The organism is Pseudoalteromonas sp. P1-13-1a (assembly GCF_001401875.1).
Classification (GTDB): domain Bacteria; phylum Pseudomonadota; class Gammaproteobacteria; order Enterobacterales; family Alteromonadaceae; genus Pseudoalteromonas.
Map to the genome: position 1 here is coordinate 1 of NZ_LKDV01000007.1, position 20,771 is coordinate 20,771.

Consider the following 20,771-nt stretch of genomic DNA (forward strand, 5'->3'; position numbering starts at 1 on the left):
GCGTCAAGCAGTACTTTGTAGCGTGGGTTGAGTATCATGAAACCCACGGGTAAAAGAACGCGACGACCACCTCAGTGCCCAGTGAATCCTATTAAAAAACATTAAGAGTACTTTGCTATGTGTCTCTTCATCGCTGTGGGCACCAGGACATTGCCATGCTCCCAATATAAGAAAAGAAATATTCAGCATGTTCTTCTCTAAAGCGTAGCGTCTCCTAAGCGCAGCGCCTCTTTGTGAACCGTGTTTTGGTTATCCAACACATTAAGCGATGATAGGCAGCATCTGTTAGTGACTCTCCACTGCTATCGGCACCACGACATCGCCAGGCTCCAGATACGAGAAAGCCGCTTCAGAAATGAAGCGGCTTTTTTGCGTCTCCAGAAAAGTGCAATATATGCCTTTACACATTACCCACCTGTCTCTGTAGCGTGGGTTGGGTATCACGAAACCCGCGAAAAAAACCACTACAGAACTCGAACTCTTGGTAATAAAGCCTTCAATTTTAGTTTCAATGCTGTTTAGCACGCTAAATCTACTATTGAAAAGTGCTCTTTTATCCCAAGCTATAGTTATAGAAGATCTACACACTTATTTATGGCGAGTTTCTATGTTAAATAAACAAAGGCATATTTACACGAAAGAGCAGGTTCGCTCCTATGAGGGAGAGGCGGCTAAGCAATGTGGAATAGATTTATTTACTTTAATGCAGCGAGCGGGGGAGTCCGTATACAAGCAGTGGCAGTCTTTTAACGCTAAGCTCACTTTAATTATTGCAGGTAATGGCAATAATGCGGGTGATGCTTACATAGCCGCGCGTTTAATTAAGGACTCGGGTGCAGAGGTTAAAGTTTGCGCTATAGATCCTGCAAAAACACTCAGTGGTGACGCTGCTAAAGCAAAGCAGCTATGGCTTGATAATGGTGGCATAGTTAACGAGTTTACTAAGAGTGACTTAGATTGCTGCGACTGTGTAATAGATGGATTACTGGGTACTGGCCTTAATTCACCTGTTCGTGAAAAATATTGTGAGATTATTACTGCCATCAACCAAAGCGAAAAGCCTGTTTTAAGTATCGATGTTCCCTCAGGGATTGATGCAAATACAGGTGAAGTATTAGGCGCAGCTATTCAAGCTACAAAAACGCTTACTTTTATTGCGATTAAACAAGGCCTTTCTACAGGGACAGGTAAACAACATGCCGGTGAGTTGATTCTCGATGAATTAGCAATTGAAGATACTTTTAGTCAGCTCGCTTCACCTTGTGCTCATTTAATAAATATAGACAGCTTTAATCGCTTGGGCTCTCGGGCTTTAAATAGCCATAAGGGCAATCATGGCAAGTTATTATGCGTAGGGGGCAACCAAGGTACTGCGGGAGCAATCAGACTAAGCAGTGAAGCTGCGCTTCGAGCAGGAGCGGGGATGGTGAAGGTGTATACGCACCAAAGCTCTATTATGCCAATAAGTATCGGTAGGCCAGAATTAATGGTCATGAGTGAAAACCTTGAGCAGGCTTTAGAGTGGGCAACTTGTGTTGTACTTGGTCCTGGACTTGGGCAGGATGAATGGGCTAAAAAAACGTTTTGCACAGTAATGCACTATTGCCAAGAGCACAATATGCCGCTTGTACTTGATGCTGATGCACTTAATTTATTAGCTGAAAATGCAAGTGCTTATACATTGGCTCAATGTGTTCTTACTCCGCATCCTGGTGAGGCGGCTAGGCTCATTAGCAAAAATACCTCTGAAATAGAGTCAAATAGGTTTGATAGCGTGCGATTATGCGCAAAACGGTATAACGCTACTTGCATATTAAAAGGTGCTGGATCTTTAATTGATAATGGTAAAAGCACTTGGGTGTGTGAAAATGGCAATGCAGCACTTGCCGTGGGAGGGAGTGGCGACGTACTGACAGGTATTATCGGTGCATTGCTTGCTCAAGGTCTTAGTATCGACGAAGCAGCACGATACGGGGTAACTCTCCATGCTCGAGCTGGTGAGGTTGCGGCTGAAGAGCAAGGGCAGCGCGGCATGCTACCCTCGGATTTATTTCAAATAGTCAGGTCGTTAATCAACTAAGTATTTAGCTCTGTTGAATAAGATCCCATTTGTTACCATAAAGATCTTCAAACACGGCCACCGTACCGTAAGGCTCATTACGAGGCTGCTCATGAAATACTACGCCATTTTCTAGCATGCTTTCGTAATCGCGCCAAAAGTTGTCAGTATTTAAAAATAGCCATACGCGGCCACCTGCTTGATTGCCAACAGCGTTAAACTGCTCTGGCTCTGTGGCTTGTGCAAGTAATATGTGTGTGCCGTTTGAGTTGGGTGGGGTTATTAACACCCAGCGTTTACCATCACCTAAATCCGTATCTTCCACTAATTCAAAGCTTAACTTTTTTGTATAAAATGCGATTGCTTCGTCATAGTCTTTTACAACAAGAGCAATACTACCTATATGTTGCTTTGGCATAACTTAAAAACCTAAAGTTGTTTTATGTCGGTGTATTTTCACATATCAATACAGGGTTGAATAGTTTAGGTAAATGTTTATTAAAGCTTATTTTAAGAGGAGATATACGTTATACATTGGCTTTGCATATAGGGCTAGCAATATAAGGCTTCACTCGATTTTAAACCTTAGAGCATGCTTAAAGCATCCTTAAAAAGTGTTTTAATTTACGCAGCTAAACTGGTTTACTCATCTTCATTAGTAGGGTCGTCACCTGAGTCCTCTTTGCGTTTACGCTGCTCTTGCTTGGCCTTTTGAACATTCTCATAAGTAGGGGGTGGAATAGGCATAAGTGAAATTAGTGGAAAAAGCGCTAAAAATAAATACGCTCCTTTAGACATGCTCTTGCCCCATATAACGGGCTTAAGCATAATCCAGGCAATAAATACCACTAACCCTGAGATAAGTAGTACCAAAACAAAGAAGGTGATTATTTAATTATTATTAAGCAAATCCTTTTACCTTTAATCCAATAACTCATGGTATAGATGTGGAGGTAAATTAAGCAATAACAATAGGCTTGTACTAAAAAACAAAAACCCAGCCGAAGCTGGGTTTCTATATAAGCAAGGTGCCTAAAGGAGGATGATTACATCATGCCGCCCATACCACCCATTCCGCCCATGCCACCCATATCAGGGGCAGCTGCAGCTTCTTCTTTAGGGATTTCAGCAACCATTGCTTCGGTAGTGATCATTAGACCCGCAATCGAACCTGCAAATTGTAGTGCAGAGCGCGTTACTTTCGTTGGATCTAGGATACCCATTTCAAGCATATCGTTATATTCGCCAGAGGCTGCGTTGTAACCGTAGTTACCTTCACCACCTTTAACAGCGTTTATTACTACTGACGCTTCGTCGCCTGCATTTGTTACGATTTGACGAAGTGGTGCTTCCATTGCACGAAGTGCAACTTTAATACCGTGGTTTTGGTCTTCATTGTCGCCAAGTAGCTCAACTAGCTTGCTAGCAGCACGTACTAGAGCAACACCACCACCAGGTACTACGCCTTCTTCAACCGCTGCACGAGTTGCATGTAATGCATCTTCAACACGGTCTTTTTTCTCTTTCATTTCAATTTCAGTCGCTGCGCCTACTTTAATTACTGCAACACCGCCGGCAAGTTTAGCCATACGCTCTTGTAGTTTTTCTTTATCGTAGTCAGATGTTGCTTCTTCAATTTGCGCTTTGATTTGTGCAACACGGCCGTTAATGCCATCTTCTTCACCTGCGCCATCAATGATAGTTGTATCATCTTTGGTGATAACTACGCGCTTAGCAGTACCTAGGTCTTCGATAGTTGCTTTTTCAAGCTCTAAACCAATTTCTTCAGAGATAACAGTACCGCCAGTTAGTACGGCAATATCTTGTAGCATAGCTTTACGACGGTCGCCAAAACCAGGCGCTTTAACTGCTGATACTTTAACAATACCGCGCATGTTGTTAACTACAAGTGTTGCAAGTGCTTCGCCTTCTAGGTCTTCAGCAATGATTAGTAGTGGCTTGCTTGCTTTAGCAACGGCTTCTAATGTAGGTAGTAGCTCACGGATGTTAGATACTTTTTTATCTACAAGTAGAATGAATGGGTTATCTAATTCAACTGCGCCTTTTTCAGCGTTGTTGATAAAGTACGGAGATAGGTAACCACGGTCAAACTGCATGCCTTCTACAACATCTAGTTCGTTCTCTAATGATTGACCTTCTTCAACAGTAATAACACCTGTGTTACGGCCTACTTTTTCCATTGCGTTAGCAATGATTTCGCCAATTTCTTTGTCAGAGTTAGCTGAAATAGTACCTACTTGTGCAATTGCTTTAGTATCAGCACATGGTACAGATAGCGCTTTAAGCTCTTCTACTGCAGCGATAATTGCTTTATCAATACCGCGTTTAAGATCCATTGGGTTCATACCCGCTGCAACCGCTTTAAGCCCTTCGTTTACAATAGATTGTGCAAGTACAGTTGCGGTAGTGGTACCGTCACCCGCTGCATCATTTGCTTTAGATGCAACTTCTTTCACCATTTGTGCACCCATGTTTTCAAACTTGTCTTCAAGTTCGATTTCTTTTGCTACAGATACACCATCTTTGGTGATCACTGGAGAGCCAAATGATTTATCTAGTACTACGTTACGGCCTTTAGGACCTAAGGTCACTTTTACTGCGTTTGCTAGGATGTTTACGCCTGTTAGCATTTTAGCGCGTGCGTCACCTGCAAAAAGTACTTCTTTTGCTGCCATCTTTAATTTCCTCTAAATTCTTAAATGTTTGTTAAACGAAAAGTAGGGTTAGCCTACAATGCCTAAAATGTTGTCTTCACGCATGATCAGGTACTCTTGACCTTCGATCTTTTCAGTTTTTTCAACATATGAGCCAAATAACACAGTGTCACCGGCTTTTACTTCTAAAGCTCTAACGTCACCGTTATCTAGAACGCGACCATTGCCAACAGCAATAACTTCTCCGCGAGTTGATTTTTCAGCTGCAGAGCCAGTTAATACAATACCGCCAGCAGACTTGGTTTCTTCTTCTAGACGCTTAACGATTACGCGATCTTGTAAAGGACGAATGTTCATTTTTTTAGTTCTCCTAACAGTTTCTGAACAGTACAGAAAAAAGCTTTTCTAATTTGCATTCATTAATGGGGGTAGAGTGTAAAATTCCAAGAGAAAAATCGATAAATTTTTAATCTTTTCTCTCATATTCGCCATCAATGGTCGTTGGTTTATTTACATGCTGTTGTTCTTGCTGCGAGTGTGGGTGTTGTGTAAAGGCTGAAGTGCCTTGTTGTGCACCTGTGCTCATACGCACCGTTGCCTGACTTGCAAGGCCTGCAGCCAGTTTATTGCGTATTGAAGGGGTTAATAATAATAGGCCGAATACATCGGTCATAATGCCTGGGGTTAGTAATAAAACACCCGCAATGATCACGCAAATACCGGTAAATAATTCTTTAGCTGGCATTTGCCCTTGGGCCATTTGGCTTTGTGCATTTTGTAATGCACCCATACCTTGTTGTTTAACCATTCTGGCGCCCAAAATAGCCGTAATAATCACTAGGGCTATAGTCGCAAACCCACCAATTACATCGCTAACCTGTATTAGTAGCGCAATTTCGATGATAGGAATGATAATAAACAACACAAATAAAAATCTAAACATAGGGCTCTCTAAATAATGGCACTCAAAAGAGTGAATGAAATATAAGTGAGGGTGAAAGGGTCTATTTTCAAGGTTGAGCTTAAAGTGATTAATAATTGCTTAATATCTACAATTATTCATCGCCTACACATTACATTAGCTATCAGATACTATTGCATTAGTTCCCTATAAATTAGTAAAGGTTAATTATGACTACGCAATTTAAATTGATATTTACCACGTGCAAAGATGAGGCTGAAGCGCGCACTTTAGCAAAAGCACTTGTAGCGCAAAAATTAGCGGCGTGTGTAAATATTTTACCAAATATGACCTCAGTTTATATGTGGGAAGGCGATGTGGCTGAAGAGATAGAAGCAAAACTACTGATTAAAACAAAATCAGAAAAAATGAATGATGTTTTTGAAACCATTAAAGGTTTACATAGTTACGAAGTACCCGAAATTCAGGTGGTTGATGTGGCCACCGGTAATTTGGCTTATTTTCATTGGATGGATGAGGTATTAAATTAATGCGGTTTTTCTTTTTATTATTGGTTAGCTTGCTGGCGCTTCCGGTAAAGGCAAACACCAATAATGTGCTAGGTGATTTACTTGCCCCGCCACAGCAAACCTTTTTACCCGTAGACCAAGCGTTTGTATTTGATTTTGATCAGCAAGGTAGCACTTTATTTGTGGGGTGGGATATAGCCCCTGACTATTACCTTTATAAAAAGAAAATAGAAATTATCGCCAAAGGTGCCAACATAAAGGTAGGCGACGCCGGTACTGGCGAAATAATTGAAGACGAGTTTTTTGGCAAAACCGAAGTTTTTTTCAATAGTGTAAGTGTTATAAGTAAGCTCAGTAATGTTACAGAGGGTGCTGTTGTAAAGGTGCGTTATCAGGGCTGTGCCAAAGCAGGGCTGTGTTACCCGCCAGAGGTGATTAGCATTCCTTTAAGCGTTATTGCCTCAGAACAAGCGCAAGGTAACAAGCCGTCTGCTAATACCGGTGATACATTAAGCGCATTAACCCCTTCTGTAGACTCATCACGTAACCAAAATAACACACCCACTCAAGAATTAGGCTTTACAGAGCGATTAGCAAGTCAAAGTTTAATAACCAATTTACTTATATTTTTTGCTGTTGGGGTGGGGCTTGCGTTTACACCGTGTGTGTTCCCTATGTTTCCTATTTTATCGAGCTTAATTGCGGGACAGCAAAATCTATCTACTAAAAAAGCGTTTGCGCTGTCGTTTGTATATATACAAGGTATGGCGCTTACTTATGCTGCATTAGGGTTAGTAGTGGCGGCTTTAGGCGGGCAAGTGCAGGGGTACTTACAACACCCTTATGTACTTATTAGTTTTAGTTTACTGTTTGTATTGCTCGCAATGTCGATGTTTGGCTGGTACGAAATCAAGTTACCCAGCGCCATGATGAGCAAGCTAACGCAAGTTAGTAATAACCAAAAAGGCGGCAATTACCTTGGTGTGTTTTTAATGGGGGTATTGTCGGGGTTAATTGCATCACCTTGTACCACAGCACCGTTATCAGCTGCGCTGTTATTTGTAGCCCAAAGTGGTGATTACCTTGTCGGTGGTTTAACCCTGTACGTATTAAGTTTAGGAATGGGCCTACCGCTTTTATTACTTGGTACGTCTGGAGGAAAGTTGCTTCCTAAAGCGGGCGGTTGGATGGAGCAAGTTAAAACATTATTTGGCTTTATTATGCTTGTAGTGCCGCTTATTTTATTAGAGCGCATAATTAGTGCGGACATTATTTTACTTTTGGCGGGTATTTTAGCTCTGGCAACGGCCGTTTACTTACACTATTGGCAAAGTGCACAGCCACAAAGCAAACTTAAAACCACGCTTTGGTTTAGTGCTACATTTTTAGTAGTTACCGGTTTTACGTTAGCTAAAAATGTTATTTGGCCAGTGCAACAGATTGAGCAGGTTAGTCAGCAAAGTAATGAGTTTAAACAAGTGGCTAATTTAACCGAGTTAAAAAAGGCCGTTGCTGAGGCAAATCAGCAAGGTAAACTGGTGATGGTTGATTTATACGCCGATTGGTGTGTGGCATGTAAAGAGTTTGAGCATTACACATTCCCTGATCCTAACGTGCAGAGTGAGTTTAGTTACTATCAGTTAATTCAAATCGATTTAACACAAAGTGATGACACCACCATTGAGCTAATGGAAGAGTTTACTGTGTTTGGTTTACCCAGTATTTTGTTTTTTAACACACAAGGGCAGGAGCTAAGTTCAAAGCGCGTTACAGGATTTTTAAACGCCGATGATTTTGCCACCCACCTAGCTGCAGTGCGCGCCAGCGCACAATAATAGTGCAATTTAGCCGCTTGGGCTTACCAAGTGGCTTGCCTCCAATTACGTCATATTTATTACACCTCCAGAGATTAGACCAGTATTTTGCTGCTATTTACATCGAACTGACTATAATAGTTGGCTAACGTGAGAATTTGTTGCAATTTTTGTTTTTTATACTTACTTTAGTGTACAAAATTAGCTCGCAACGGCTTTACTCATTACTTAGAGGATATATCGCGTATTATGGCTGCAAAATTTAAACTTTTAGTTATAAATGGTCCAAATTTAAACATGCTAGGAAAGCGTGAGCCAGAAAAATACGGTTTGCACACTCTTGGTGAAATTATGAGCGAACTAACGACTGCCGCAGAGGGTCTAGATGTTCAGCTTACGCATTTTCAAAGTAATAGTGAGCAAGCCCTTATTGAAAGAATACACGATGCTTGGCAGGCAGTTGATTACATAATTATTAATCCTGCTGCATTTACGCACACTAGCGTCGCTTTACGTGATGCATTGTTAAGCGTTGATATTCCTTTTTTTGAGGTGCACTTAAGTAATGTGCATGCACGTGAAGCATTTCGTCATCATTCGTATTTTTCTGATGTGGCGCAAGGTGTGGTATGTGGATTAGGTGCAATGGGTTACCACGCAGCATTGAATGCTGCCGTGAGCCGGTTGCAAAACTCGAATTAATTTAAACTAACAAACTTATAGGCGGGTCGTTCATGGATATTCGCAAGATCAAAAAGCTAATCGAATTAGTAGAAGAATCAGGCATTGCTGAGCTAGAAATCACTGAAGGTGAAGAGTCAGTACGTATTAACCGTAACAACATGAGCGCAGGTCCTGCTTACGCTCAGTACGCACCACAGCAATTTGCTGCTCCAGCGCCTGCTGCACCAACACAAGCTCCAGCTGCGCCAGCCGTTGAAGCCGATGCTACACCTGCAGCGCCTGCAGGCCATCAAGTTAAATCACCTATGGTTGGTTCATTTTACTCAGCGGCTTCGCCAGAAGCGCCAGCATACGTAGAAGTAGGTTCTCAGGTAAAAGTAGGTGATACATTATGTATCGTTGAAGCAATGAAAATGATGAACCAAATTGAGTCAGATAAAGCCGGTACAGTGACAGCTATTTTAGTTGAAAATGGCGAACCAGTAGAATTTGATCAACCTCTATTCATCATTGAATAATTTAGTAACCTAAAGGCCAACTCTTATGTTAGATAAAGTAGTCATTGCAAACCGAGGTGAAATAGCACTTCGCGTATTGCGCGCCTGCAAAGAGCTTGGGATCAAAACGGTTGCTGTGCATTCAACGGCGGATCGCGATCTTAAGCACGTATTACTTGCAGATGAAACCATTTGTATCGGTAGACCTCCAGCCTCTGAAAGTTACTTAGATATCCCGCGTATTATTGCGGCTGCTGAAGTAACAGACGCTGTAGCTATTCACCCAGGATATGGTTTTCTTTCAGAAAATGCAGATTTTGCAGACCAAGTTGAGCAAAGTGGTTTTGTATTTATTGGTCCAAAAGGCGACACTATTCGTCTTATGGGCGATAAAGTATCGGCAATTAATGCAATGCGCAAAGCTGGTGTACCTTGTGTACCTGGTTCTGATGGTCCAGTATCGGATGACAAAGAACGCAACATGCAAATTGCTAAGCGCATTGGTTACCCGGTAATTATTAAAGCCGCTGGTGGCGGTGGTGGCCGTGGAATGCGTGTAGTACGTAGCGAAGCTGAGTTGATTGATTCAATCGCGCTTACTCAACAAGAAGCAAAACAGTTCTTTGGTAATAGCATGGTTTACATGGAAAAATTCCTTGAAAACCCTCGCCATATTGAAATTCAGGTACTTGCAGATGGACAAGGTAATGCTGTCCATTTAGGTGAGCGTGACTGTTCTATGCAACGTCGCCACCAAAAAGTAGTTGAAGAAGCGCCTGCGCCAGGTATAACGGCAGAAGTGCGTAAATTTATTGGTGAGCGCTGTACACGTGCATGTATCGAAATTGGTTACCGTGGTGCGGGTACGTTTGAGTTTTTATACGAAAACGGCGAATTTTACTTCATTGAAATGAACACGCGTATTCAAGTTGAGCACCCAGTGACAGAAATGGTAAGCGGTGTTGACTTAATAAAAGAGCAGCTAAAAATTGCTGCAGGGCAACCGCTGTCTTTCACGCAAGATGACGTAGTTATTCGCGGGCATGCAATTGAGTGTCGTATTAACGCAGAAGATCCTGAAACGTTTATCCCGTCGCCTGGTAAAATTACGCGTTTTCACCCTGCAGGTGGCTTAGGCATTCGTTGGGATAGCCATATTTATGCTGACTATACAGTGCCTCCACATTACGATTCGATGGTTGGTAAACTTATTACTTACGGTGAAAACCGTGATGTAGCAATTGCCCGTGCTCGTAATGCGTTGAACGAATTGGTTATCGATGGCATTAAGACAAATACGCCATTACATAAGAAAATTCTTGCAGACGAAAACTTCCAAAGTGGTGGTACAAATATTCACTACCTTGAGAAAAAACTAGGGCTATAAAGCCACAGTTAATTAAAACCGGCTTAGGCCGGTTTTTTTATGCCTAAAACGCCAATTTATCGCCTTCAAGAAATATTCTGGTATGATTAGCAAAGATGCGCTTTTAGTAAATTTTTGAGGTAACCATGACGCGTAGTTTTAAAGCTCACCTACATAATGAAACTGCCACAGTAGCTATGGGTAACAAACTGGCTGCTATTATAGAGCAAGGTGCAGTGATCTATTTGCACGGTGATTTAGGTGCAGGTAAAACAACATTTACGCGTGGTGTAGTTCAAGGCTTTGGACACTCAGGTAAGGTTAAAAGCCCAACTTACACGCTGGTAGAGCCATACGAACTGGTACGTGCAAATGTGTATCACTTTGACTTGTACCGGTTAGGCGATCCTGAAGAACTTGAATACATGGGTATAAGAGATTACTTTTCTGAGCAGGCTATTTGTGTTGTAGAGTGGCCAGAAAAAGGCGGCGACTTTATACCCGTTCCCGATTTAGATATTACCTTAAGTTATGTTGGTGATGAGCGTAAAATTGCAATAAACAGTGCTAGTGAGCGTGGAGTAGCGATTGTTGAAAAACTCAATAGCCTAAACCTTGGTGAATAAATTAATAGTGGATCAATGTATTCACTTTCATAACAATAAATAGTTAAGGCAATGGTAGTTAAAATGAATCGAGGTGTAGTTAAACTTTTTATTTGTTTCATAGCTTTCGCTATGAGCCTGCCGCTGTGGGCACAAAATACAATTAATAGTGTACGGGTATGGCCCTCACCAGATAGCACTCGGGTGGTATTTGATTTAGATGACAAGCCCGATTTCAGCTACTTTATGCTTAAAAACCCAAGCCGTTTAGTGGTAGACCTTGTAAACACCAAAGGGTTAAAAGTATTACCGAATATTCCTTCTAAGCATAAAATTGTTAGCAAATTACGTTACTCTAAGCCTAAAAATAAGCAAAGCGTACGTTTTGTTTTTGAGCTAACTGCGCCTATTAAGCCGGTTATTTTCGCGCTGGCACCTACTGGCCCGTACAAAAACAGGCTAGTTGTGGATTTATATAATAAAAGTGAACCCGCAGTAAGCACTACACCTGCCCAAAAAGCAGCTAAAAAGCGCCAGTTAAGCCAAGAGCGTGATATTGTTATTGCAATTGATGCGGGCCACGGTGGAGAAGATCCAGGGTCTATTGGTCCCTCAGGCACGTATGAAAAAACCATTACGTTGCAAATAGCTAAACGTTTAGAGCGTATGATTGACGGCGAACGTGGCATGATTTCGCGCATGGTAAGAAGTGGCGATTACTTTGTTAAGCTTAATACCCGCACCAGCCGAGCACGCCAGAAAAAAGCCGACTTTTTAGTGTCAATTCATGCCGATGCCTTTACCAGCCCAGGGCCTAACGGTGCTTCGGTGTGGGTTTTATCACTGGGTCGCGCTAATTCTGAGATTGGTAAATGGATAGAAGATAAAGAAAAACACTCAGAGCTTTTAGGTGGTGCAGCCGATGTAATTAAAGATGCCGCTAACGAAAAATACCTTGCGCAGGCCCTGCTTGATATGTCGATGGACCACTCAATGAAAACAGGGCTTAGTGTGGCCGAAGAAGTGGTCAAAGAGCTAAAAAAAGTAGCCAAATTACATAAAAAAGATCCACAACATGCAAGTCTTGCTGTATTAAAGTCGCCAGATATTCCATCTATTTTGGTAGAAACAGGGTTTATTTCTAACCCCCGTGAAGAGCGTATGTTAAAAAGCGCTAACCACCAAGAACGCTTAGCAAAAGCCATGTTTACGTCTATAAAAAATTATTACTTAAAAAACCCACCTGATGATTCGTTATTTGCAAAGCTTAAATCGCAGTATCCAACAAAGCATAAAGTTCGCCCAGGTGAATCGCTAAGCTTATTAGCGAGTCGCTATGGCGTATCGGTAGCCAAATTAAAACAAGTTAATCAACTACGCTCAAACACCTTGTTCATAGGTCAAGAGCTGGACATACCGCAGAGTTGATGCTTATTAAACCTGTACACGTATTAGGGGCCTTATGAGTATTGAAATATTACCAGCACGACTCGCTAACCAAATAGCGGCAGGTGAAGTGGTTGAACGCCCAGCTTCAGTGGTTAAAGAACTGGTCGAAAATAGCTTAGATGCGGGCGCTACGCGTGTGCAAATAGATATAGAGCGTGGTGGTCACAAGCTTATTCGTATTCGTGATAATGGCTCAGGTATTGGTAAAGATGAGTTAACGCTAGCGCTTTCACGCCATGCAACAAGTAAACTTAAATCGCTTGATGATTTAGAAAACATTTGCTCTTTAGGTTTTAGAGGTGAAGCGCTTGCCTCTATTAGTTCGGTATCGCGTTTAACGCTTTGCTCAAAGCCCAAAGCACAAGATGCCGCATGGCAAGCGTTTGCACAGGGCCGCGATATGGATGTGCAAGTAAAGCCCGTAGCTCACCCAGATGGCACAACAATAGAAGTTAAAGATTTATTTTTTAACACCCCAGCAAGGCGTAAGTTTTTACGCACCGAAAAAACCGAATTTAGCCATATAGATGAGCTGATAAAACGTATTGCACTGAGTCGTTTTGATGTGTCGATTACACTGACGCATAACCAAAAGGTGGTTAGGCAGTATCGTGCTAAAACCGATCCTGATCAAGCTATTACTCGGGTTGCGCAAGTTGCAGGTAAAGCGTTTGCCGAGCAAGGATTACATATTCAATCTGGTGAAAGTGGTTTACAGCTGCATGGTTGGGTATTACCGGTGGGGTCAGCAAATACCACGCAATATACCTATGTAAATAACCGCATGATGCGCGATAAGCTAATTTTACACGCTATTCGTCAGGCGTTTGAAGAAGTAAGTGGCGCGCAAGAGCTTCCTGGTTTTGTTATTTATATTGATATTGACCCACGACAGGTAGATGTAAATGTTCATCCCGCTAAGCACGAGGTGCGTTTTCATCAAGGCCGGTTAGTGCACGATTTTATATTGCAGGCGATTAAGCAAGTAGTTGTGCCTTTACAAGGTGAATTCGCAACTAATCAAGCGCCCACAGACGATTACCAATCCTCAGCGTTTATTGAGCAGCCAAGTCATGTAGCTAATAATCAGACAGTTCAGCAAGGGTATGATTACCCCAAGTCACCGTTGCAGCCAATAGATTCACAAAGTAGTGGTTTTTCTAGTCGTCCTTCCTCTAATCTTATGGGCTCAGGCGGAGCCAGTGCAGGGAGGGCTTCTCAGTCTAAACAAAGTGCTTCAAGTTATCACGATGTCAATGCATTTTATCAAGGGGTAAGTGAACAACAAGCAGCACATTTTGATCATAGTATACCCTCGCAGCTGATAACTGATGAGAGCGCTACACACAGATTTAAAAGTGTGCAGGTATTAAATGTAAATAAAGGTGTGTGTGTATTTACTCAACAGCGACAATTATTTTGCGCGCACTATAAGCATGCACTTGTAGATTATTGGCATGGCCAAATAAAAGAGCTGGGTAATTTAGAGGGCAAAGCCTTGTTATTACCAGTAAGGGTTAACCTTGAAAAAGCTGACTGCGAACTAATCGCTCAGCAACAGTCGTGGTTTACCTTATTGGGCTTTGAGTTAGTTATTGAAAAACAGTTTGTGATGGTTAAAAAGCTACCGACTTGTTTATATTTACTCGATGTTTCTGCTGCAATTGAAAGCCTACTTGGCGCATGTAAAGCGCAGCTAGAGGACTTACAAGCATGGCTGTCATGGCAACTTAGTTGCGTACCAGAACGCTTTTATGAAAGTAATGCGTTTATTGAATTACAAATTAGCTTACAAAATAATCCGCAAACAATTGAACGTTTAAAAGAAAAAGCAGTTAAAATAGATCTAGAACACTATTTAACGCAATTAAATTAAGGTACCCGTGTTGAGCAATTTACCGGTCATATTTTTAATGGGCCCAACCGCAGCTGGTAAAACAGCATTGGCAATTTCACTGTGTGAGCACTTAAATACGGAAATAATCAGCGTTGATTCAGCGTTAGTGTATAAAGGTATGGACATAGGTACGGCAAAGCCCGATGCAGAGGAACTTGCGCGTGCTCCGCATCACCTAATAGATTTGCTCGATCCGAGTGAAACTTATTCAGTTGCTGATTTTAGACGTGATGCGATAAAAAAAATTGATGAATTTCATCAACAAGGTAAAGTACCTATATTGGTGGGCGGCACCATGATGTATTTTAAATCTTTAATTGATGGATTATCGCCACTGCCAGAGGCTTGCCCAATAGTAAGAGCAGAGCTTGAAGCGCAAGCAAAACAATTTGGCTGGCCACACTTGCATCAAGAGCTTGCTAAAGTTGATCCGCAAGCGGCCGACAAAATAAGTGAAAATGATTCACAAAGAATAAATCGAGCTTTGGAAGTTTACCGTATTAGTGGTAAAACAATGACGGAATTGCAAAAGCAAAAGCAGCCAACGTTACCTTATACTTTTCATCAATTTGCGATTGCGCCTGATGATCGCAGTGAATTGCATCAGCGAATTGAAAAAAGGTTTAAAATAATGATAGAGCAGGGGTTTGAAAAAGAAGTTTCGACCCTATATCTACGTAAGGATTTACACCCCAATATGCCTTCTATTCGTTGTGTAGGTTATAGACAAATGTGGGATTACCTTGCGGGTGAAGTAGACCATGATGAGATGGTTTTTCGCGGCATTGCTGCAACGCGTCAATTGGCAAAACGCCAGCTAACGTGGTTACGGAGTTGGTCTGATGTTACGTGGTTAACAACAGGCGATGAAGAAAACTTGCAACGCGTAGTAAGTTCGCTAAGCTAGTAGTAGTTGCTAATTATTTAATTAAATAAGTTCAGCTACTTAAATTATAATAACACCTAGAACGAAGGAACAATAACATGGCAAAAGGCCAATCGTTACAAGACCCATTTTTGAATGCACTACGTCGTGAGCGCATTCCAGTATCAATCTTTTTGGTAAATGGCATAAAATTACAAGGTAAAATTCAGTCATTTGACCAATTTGTTATTTTACTTGAAAACACTGTAAACCAAATGGTGTATAAACACGCAATTTCAACAGTTGTACCTGCTCGTGCAGTCAACTTCCAAGGTGTTCAAGGGAGCGATGACACTGAAGAGCAAGAACCAGGAAATATTTAATTAGGAGCGTAATGCTTGTTTGACCGCTATGAATCCGGCGAACAGGCAGTCTTAGTTCATATCGACTTACCTAAAGATGGCGATCGTGAAGATCTTCATGAATTAGAGTTGTTGGTATCTTCTGCTGGTGTTAGTAGTTTGGCGGTTGTGCAAGGCAGCCGCCAAGCACCACATCCGAAACTATTCGTCGGTACCGGTAAAGCAGAAGAAATAGCTGAGATTGTCAAAATCCACAATGCAGATGTTGTCATCTTTAATCATCAATTAAGTCCGTCTCAAGAACGTAATTTAGAGCGCGTTTGCCAATGTCGTGTACTTGATAGAACAACACTTATTCTTGATATTTTTGCCCAAAGAGCCCGTACCCACGAAGGTAAGCTACAAGTAGAGCTTGCTCAGCTTAGGCATATGTCTACTCGATTAATCCGAGGATGGACTCACCTTGAGCGCCAAAAAGGGGGAATAGGTTTACGAGGTCCAGGCGAAACACAGCTTGAAACCGATAGACGCTTATTGCGCGCGCGCATTAAAAATATTCGTGCCCGATTAGCCAAAGTCGCTGTACAACGTGAGCAAGGTAGACGTGCGCGTACGCGTAACGAAATTCCTACCGTGTCACTTGTAGGGTATACCAATGCGGGTAAATCAACCCTGTTTAACCGTATAACAGACTCAGATGTATACGCAGCGGATCAGCTTTTTGCCACGCTTGACCCAACACTACGTAAACTTGATATAGGTGATGTTGGTTCGGTTATTTTGGCCGATACAGTAGGATTTATTCGCCATTTGCCGCATGACTTAGTGGCAGCCTTTAAAGCAACGCTAACAGAAACGCGTGAAGCCGACCTTCAATTACACGTAATTGATGTTGCAGACCCGCGCAGACGTGAAAACATAGAGGAAGTACAATCGGTTTTAAAAGAGATTGAAGCCGATGAAGTACCGCAACTATTAGTATATAACAAAATTGATGCACTTGATGATGTAAGCCCACGAATTGATCGGGATGACCAAGGGCAGCCTATAAGAGTATGGTTATCTGCACAAACCGGCGAAGGGTGTGAGCTACTTAGCGAAGCAATAAGTGACCTGCTTGCTAAGAAAATGTTTAGCGATACGTTATTACTTGCTCCTCAATATGGCCGATTAAGAGCGTCCTTATTTAGCTTAAGTGCAGTCCATGAAGAGCGCTTTGATGAGCAAGGTAACTGGTTGTTAGATGTACGTTTACCTATGGTTGAGTGGAGCCGATTAATTAAAGAGTTTGGTCCTGAAATTGAGGGTTTTATCAATCGCGATTAAAAATTGGTATATAAATGTCGGTTTTTGTATGAGAAACGCGGTAGATTTGATAGATTTAACACAATTTCCTAATTTATTTAGATAACAATGGAGTATAGCTATGGCCTGGAATGAACCGGGTAATAATGGCAATGACAAAGATCCGTGGAACAATAAAGGCGGACGTGATCAAGGCCCACCTGATTTAGACGAGGTGTTCCGTAAGTTTAGCAACAAGTTAGGCGGCTTATTTGGCGGTAAAAAATCCGGCAATAATAGCGGCGGTGGACTTGGCGGAGCCGGTATTTCATTTATCCTCATTATCGCCGCAATTGTGTGGGCGTTAAGTGGTATTTATACGGTTAAAGAAGCCGAACGTGGTGTGGTATTGCAATTTGGTAAGTATGACCGTATTGCAGAGCCAGGCTTACGCTGGAAAATGACCTTTATTGAAACGGTTATTCCGGTAGATATTGAAGCTGTGCGTTCATTATCTGCATCTGGGTTTATGCTTACTGAAGATGAAAACGTAGTAAGCGTTGAGTTTGAAGTGCAATACCGTGTTATTGACCCGTATCTTTATAAGTTTAGCGTAACTAATGCTGATAATAGCTTAGAAGAGGCGCTTGATAGCGCACTACGTTACGTTGTTGGCCATGCAAAAATGGACCAAGTACTGACTAATGGCCGTGAAGTCGTTCGTCAAAATACGTGGGATGAGCTTAATAAAATCATCGAACCGTATAACTTAGGTTTAATTGTGACCGATGTGAACTTTAAAGATTCGCGTCCGCCGACTGAAGTAAAAGATGCATTTGATGACGCGATTGCCGCACAAGAAGATGAAGAGCGTTTTATCCGTGAAGCCGAAGCTTATGCACGTGAAATTGAACCGCGCGCGCGTGGTCAAGTAACACGTATGACGCAAGAGGCAGAAGGTTATCAAGAACGCATTACACTTGAAGCGCAAGGTGAAGTGGCTCGTTTTGAAAAGCTATTACCTGAATATCAAGCAGCTAAAGAAGTAACGCGTGAACGTTTATACATTGATGCAATGGAAGAAGTGCTAGGTAGTAGCTCTAAAGTCATTGTTGATGTTAAAGGCGGTAACAACATGATGTACTTACCACTTGATAAAATTATGGAAAAGCAAGGCACTGCAACACGTGTAGCTTTACCAAGCTCAAGTGATATTCAAGATTTACGTAACAAAGTAAATACATCACGTAACAGCACTGTGAACAGCGGTAACGACCGTTTTAACAGCGATCGCTTTAACAATAACGGGAGATAAGCGTCATGAAAAACTTTAGTTTAGTCATACTATTAGCTGCCATTGTTATGTCTTTCTCTGCGGTATTTGTAGTACCTGAAGGGCAAAAAGCAATCGTGTTGCTATTTAGCAAGGTTGAAAAAGACAGTGAAGACAAAGCGGTTGTATACAGCCCAGGCCTTCATTTAAAAGTACCATTTTTTAGCCAAGTACGTCGTATTGATGCACGTATTCAAACGCTAGATGGCACGCCAGACCGCTTTGTGACAAGCGAGAAAAAAGACTTAATTGTTGATTCGTTTGTTAAATGGCGCGTAAACGACTTTAGCGCATTTTACCTTCGTGCTCGTGGTGATAAGCAATATGCTGAAACACTACTAAAGCAAAAAGTTAATAATGGTCTGCGTACTAACTTTGGTACGCGTACTATTCGCGAGATTGTATCAGGTGAGCGTAGTGAGCTAATGGAAGAGGCATTAGTACAAGCTTCTGAAAGTGCGCGCGAGTTAGGTATTGAAGTACTTGACGTGCGTGTTAAGCAAATTAACTTACCACAAGAAGTGAGCAGCTCTATTTACCAACGTATGCGCGCTGAGCGTACTGCTGTTGCAAAAGAGCATCGCTCGGAAGGCCAAGAAAAAGCAGAAACAATTCGTGCTAATGTTGACCGCCGAGTAACGGTCATGCTCGCTGATGCGGAGCGTAATGCGCGCTCAGTACGTGGTCAAGGTGATGCAGAAGCTGCTGCTATTTATGCTAAAGCATACAACAAAGATCCAGAGTTCTTTGGTTTTGTTCGTTCTTTAGAGGCGTATAAAAAGACCTTTAAAGATAAGCAAGATGTGATGGTGCTTTCACCTGACAGCGACTTCTTTAAATATATGAAAGGCGCTGCAGCGCAATAAGCGATGCCTTAATCATTTAAAGCTATAAAGCCCCGCCTATGCGGGGCTTTTTGTTAAGTATAATTTGAAAGTTTAAATGGCTGTTATATATGTGGTTATTTAAAAAGTATGATGGCCTAAAAAATACGCGCAGAAAAAATAAGCTGAACAGGGGTGATCTTTACTTTAGTTTTCTGGTAAAATCTCGTCCTAATTTTCTCGAAGTGAATTTACAATGGGTAAAAACGTTGTTGTATTAGGCACCCAATGGGGTGACGAAGGTAAGGGTAAGGTTGTTGATCTCCTTACAGACAAAGCATCTTTAGTAGTTCGATACCAAGGTGGCCACAATGCGGGTCATACTTTAGTTATTGACGGTGAAAAGACAGTTCTACACCTTATTCCATCGGGTGTATTACGTGACAATGTTAAATGTGTGATTGGTAATGGTGTGGTTTTATCACCAGAAGCGCTAATGAAAGAAATTGGCATGTTAGAAGAGCGTGGCGTACCTGTACGTGAGCGTCTTTTAATTAGTGAAGCATGTCCGTTAATTCTGCCTTTCCATGTTGCATTAGATGTAGCTCGCGAAACTGCTCGCGGCGACAAGCCAATTGGTACAACTGGCCGTGGTATCGGTCCTGCGTACGAAGATAAAGTAGCCCGTCGCGGTTTACGCGTAGGTGACTTATTCAATCCAGAATTATTCGCAGCTAAACTAAAAGAAGTACTTGAATACCATAACTTCACTTTAGTTAACTACTACAAAGTAGATGCTGTTGATTTCCAAAAAACGTTTGATGACGCAATGGCTGTTGCAGACATCTTAAAAGCAATGGTTGTTGATGTAACTGAGCTTTTAGATCAGACACGTTTAGCGGGTGAACACATTTTATTTGAAGGTGCACAAGGTACATTACTTGATATCGATCACGGTACTTACCCTTATGTAACCTCTTCTAATACCACTGCTGGTGGTGTTGCGACTGGTGCTGGCTTTGGTCCATTAAACCTTGATTACGTGCTAGGTATTATTAAAGCGTACACTACACGTGTTGGTTCTGGTCCTTTCCCTACAGAGCTTTACGATGGCCTTGAAAAACAAGATCCAGTAGGTAAGCACTTAGGCGATAAAGGTCATGAGTTTGGCGCGACAACAGGTCGTTTACGCCGTACCGGTTGGTTAGATGCAGTGGCAATGCGCCGTGCAGTTCAAATCAACAGCATCTCAGGTTTTTGTTTAACTAAGTTAGATGTGTTAGATGGTTTAGAAACACTTAAAATCTGTACTGGTTACCAGCTAGAAGATGGCACAGTGACTAATGTAACGCCATTAGCTGCTGAGGGTTACGAGAAAGTAACACCAGTATACGAAGAGATGCCGGGTTGGTCTGAAAACACAGTAGGCGTAACTAGTCTCGAAGACCTACCAAAGGCTGCGATTGACTACATCAAGCGTATCGAAGAAATCACAGGTGTACCTGTTGATATTATCTCTACCGGCCCAGATCGTGTAGAAACAATGGTACTTCGCAACCCGTTTGCTTAATTACCATTAATATAAAAAAAGCTGCTTTTGCAGCTTTTTTTATGCCTAAAATTCAC

The 20,771-nt window shown here is 41.9% G+C and carries 20 protein-coding genes; 15 read left to right on the forward strand and 5 right to left on the reverse strand.

Features of this window, described 5'->3' with window-relative positions; genetic code table 11:
- The first annotated feature begins 607 nt into the window (after nucleotides 1-607).
- Nucleotides 608-2,080 carry a bifunctional ADP-dependent NAD(P)H-hydrate dehydratase/NAD(P)H-hydrate epimerase gene (locus AN391_RS06485; protein ID WP_055014651.1) on the forward strand — a complete coding sequence of 491 codons (1,473 nt, stop codon included), beginning with the start codon at nucleotides 608-610 and terminating at the stop codon, nucleotides 2,078-2,080.
- 4 nt (nucleotides 2,081-2,084) lie between these two features.
- Here AN391_RS06485 and AN391_RS06490 read toward each other — a convergent pair whose 3' ends face one another.
- The 5 genes from AN391_RS06490 to AN391_RS06510 form a co-directional block, all read right to left on the reverse strand.
- On the reverse strand, nucleotides 2,085-2,477 hold the full coding sequence (locus AN391_RS06490) for a VOC family protein (protein WP_004587679.1): 393 nt from the start codon (nucleotides 2,475-2,477) through the stop codon (nucleotides 2,085-2,087).
- Nucleotides 2,478-2,701: 224 nt separating this feature from the next.
- Nucleotides 2,702-2,857, reverse strand: a complete 156-nt coding sequence (locus AN391_RS20540) for a hypothetical protein (RefSeq protein WP_200909032.1) — start codon at nucleotides 2,855-2,857, stop codon at nucleotides 2,702-2,704.
- Between the two features lie 248 nt (nucleotides 2,858-3,105).
- On the reverse strand, nucleotides 3,106-4,755 hold the full coding sequence (groL, locus tag AN391_RS06500; protein WP_055014652.1) for a chaperonin GroEL: 1,650 nt from the start codon (nucleotides 4,753-4,755) through the stop codon (nucleotides 3,106-3,108).
- A gap of 48 nt (nucleotides 4,756-4,803) precedes the next feature.
- On the reverse strand, nucleotides 4,804-5,091 hold the full coding sequence (locus tag AN391_RS06505) for a co-chaperone GroES (protein WP_004587676.1): 288 nt from the start codon (nucleotides 5,089-5,091) through the stop codon (nucleotides 4,804-4,806).
- Between the two features lie 109 nt (nucleotides 5,092-5,200).
- On the reverse strand, nucleotides 5,201-5,677 hold the full coding sequence (locus AN391_RS06510) for an FxsA family protein (protein WP_055014653.1): 477 nt from the start codon (nucleotides 5,675-5,677) through the stop codon (nucleotides 5,201-5,203).
- Nucleotides 5,678-5,865: 188 nt separating this feature from the next.
- Between AN391_RS06510 and cutA the strand changes: the two genes are divergently transcribed.
- The 14 genes from cutA to AN391_RS06580 all read left to right on the forward strand — a co-directional run bounded on the left by cutA (nucleotide 5,866) and on the right by AN391_RS06580 (nucleotide 20,715).
- On the forward strand, nucleotides 5,866-6,186 hold the full coding sequence (cutA, locus tag AN391_RS06515) for a divalent-cation tolerance protein CutA (protein ID WP_055014654.1): 321 nt from the start codon (nucleotides 5,866-5,868) through the stop codon (nucleotides 6,184-6,186).
- Nucleotides 6,186-8,000, forward strand: coding sequence for a protein-disulfide reductase DsbD (locus AN391_RS06520; RefSeq protein WP_055014655.1), 1,815 nt, complete (start codon nucleotides 6,186-6,188; stop codon nucleotides 7,998-8,000). The genes cutA and AN391_RS06520 overlap by 1 nt, the downstream gene beginning before the upstream one ends.
- Nucleotides 8,001-8,228: 228 nt before the next feature.
- On the forward strand, nucleotides 8,229-8,681 hold the full coding sequence (gene aroQ / locus AN391_RS06525) for a type II 3-dehydroquinate dehydratase (protein ID WP_024031479.1): 453 nt from the start codon (nucleotides 8,229-8,231) through the stop codon (nucleotides 8,679-8,681).
- Nucleotides 8,682-8,713: 32 nt separating this feature from the next.
- A complete protein-coding gene (accB, locus tag AN391_RS06530) occupies nucleotides 8,714-9,181 on the forward strand; it encodes an acetyl-CoA carboxylase biotin carboxyl carrier protein (protein ID WP_055014656.1) in 468 nt (155 codons plus the stop codon).
- 25 nt (nucleotides 9,182-9,206) lie between these two features.
- Nucleotides 9,207-10,547, forward strand: a complete 1,341-nt coding sequence (accC, locus tag AN391_RS06535; protein ID WP_055014657.1) for an acetyl-CoA carboxylase biotin carboxylase subunit — start codon at nucleotides 9,207-9,209, stop codon at nucleotides 10,545-10,547.
- A 125-nt stretch (nucleotides 10,548-10,672) separates the two neighbouring features.
- Complete coding sequence (gene tsaE / locus AN391_RS06540; RefSeq protein WP_055014658.1) at nucleotides 10,673-11,152, forward strand: tRNA (adenosine(37)-N6)-threonylcarbamoyltransferase complex ATPase subunit type 1 TsaE; 480 nt, start codon at nucleotides 10,673-10,675, stop codon at nucleotides 11,150-11,152.
- A gap of 63 nt (nucleotides 11,153-11,215) precedes the next feature.
- On the forward strand, nucleotides 11,216-12,559 hold the full coding sequence (locus tag AN391_RS06545; protein ID WP_055014659.1) for an N-acetylmuramoyl-L-alanine amidase: 1,344 nt from the start codon (nucleotides 11,216-11,218) through the stop codon (nucleotides 12,557-12,559).
- 34 nt (nucleotides 12,560-12,593) lie between these two features.
- Nucleotides 12,594-14,456, forward strand: a complete 1,863-nt coding sequence (mutL, locus tag AN391_RS06550; RefSeq protein WP_055014660.1) for a DNA mismatch repair endonuclease MutL — start codon at nucleotides 12,594-12,596, stop codon at nucleotides 14,454-14,456.
- A gap of 10 nt (nucleotides 14,457-14,466) precedes the next feature.
- A complete protein-coding gene (miaA, locus tag AN391_RS06555) occupies nucleotides 14,467-15,384 on the forward strand; it encodes a tRNA (adenosine(37)-N6)-dimethylallyltransferase MiaA (RefSeq protein WP_082422697.1) in 918 nt (305 codons plus the stop codon).
- A gap of 77 nt (nucleotides 15,385-15,461) precedes the next feature.
- Nucleotides 15,462-15,725, forward strand: a complete 264-nt coding sequence (gene hfq / locus AN391_RS06560) for an RNA chaperone Hfq (protein ID WP_004587665.1) — start codon at nucleotides 15,462-15,464, stop codon at nucleotides 15,723-15,725.
- Between the two features lie 15 nt (nucleotides 15,726-15,740).
- Nucleotides 15,741-17,030, forward strand: a complete 1,290-nt coding sequence (hflX, locus tag AN391_RS06565) for a ribosome rescue GTPase HflX (RefSeq protein WP_055014662.1) — start codon at nucleotides 15,741-15,743, stop codon at nucleotides 17,028-17,030.
- Between the two features lie 100 nt (nucleotides 17,031-17,130).
- Nucleotides 17,131-18,303, forward strand: a complete 1,173-nt coding sequence (gene hflK / locus AN391_RS06570) for an FtsH protease activity modulator HflK (protein WP_055014663.1) — start codon at nucleotides 17,131-17,133, stop codon at nucleotides 18,301-18,303.
- 5 nt (nucleotides 18,304-18,308) lie between these two features.
- Nucleotides 18,309-19,187, forward strand: a complete 879-nt coding sequence (gene hflC / locus AN391_RS06575; RefSeq protein WP_004587662.1) for a protease modulator HflC — start codon at nucleotides 18,309-18,311, stop codon at nucleotides 19,185-19,187.
- A 214-nt stretch (nucleotides 19,188-19,401) separates the two neighbouring features.
- The gene (locus AN391_RS06580) at nucleotides 19,402-20,715 is read left to right on the forward strand and encodes an adenylosuccinate synthase (protein WP_055014664.1); all 1,314 of its coding nucleotides are present in this window, start codon (nucleotides 19,402-19,404) and stop codon (nucleotides 20,713-20,715) included.
- Nucleotides 20,716-20,771: the final 56 nt, after the last annotated feature.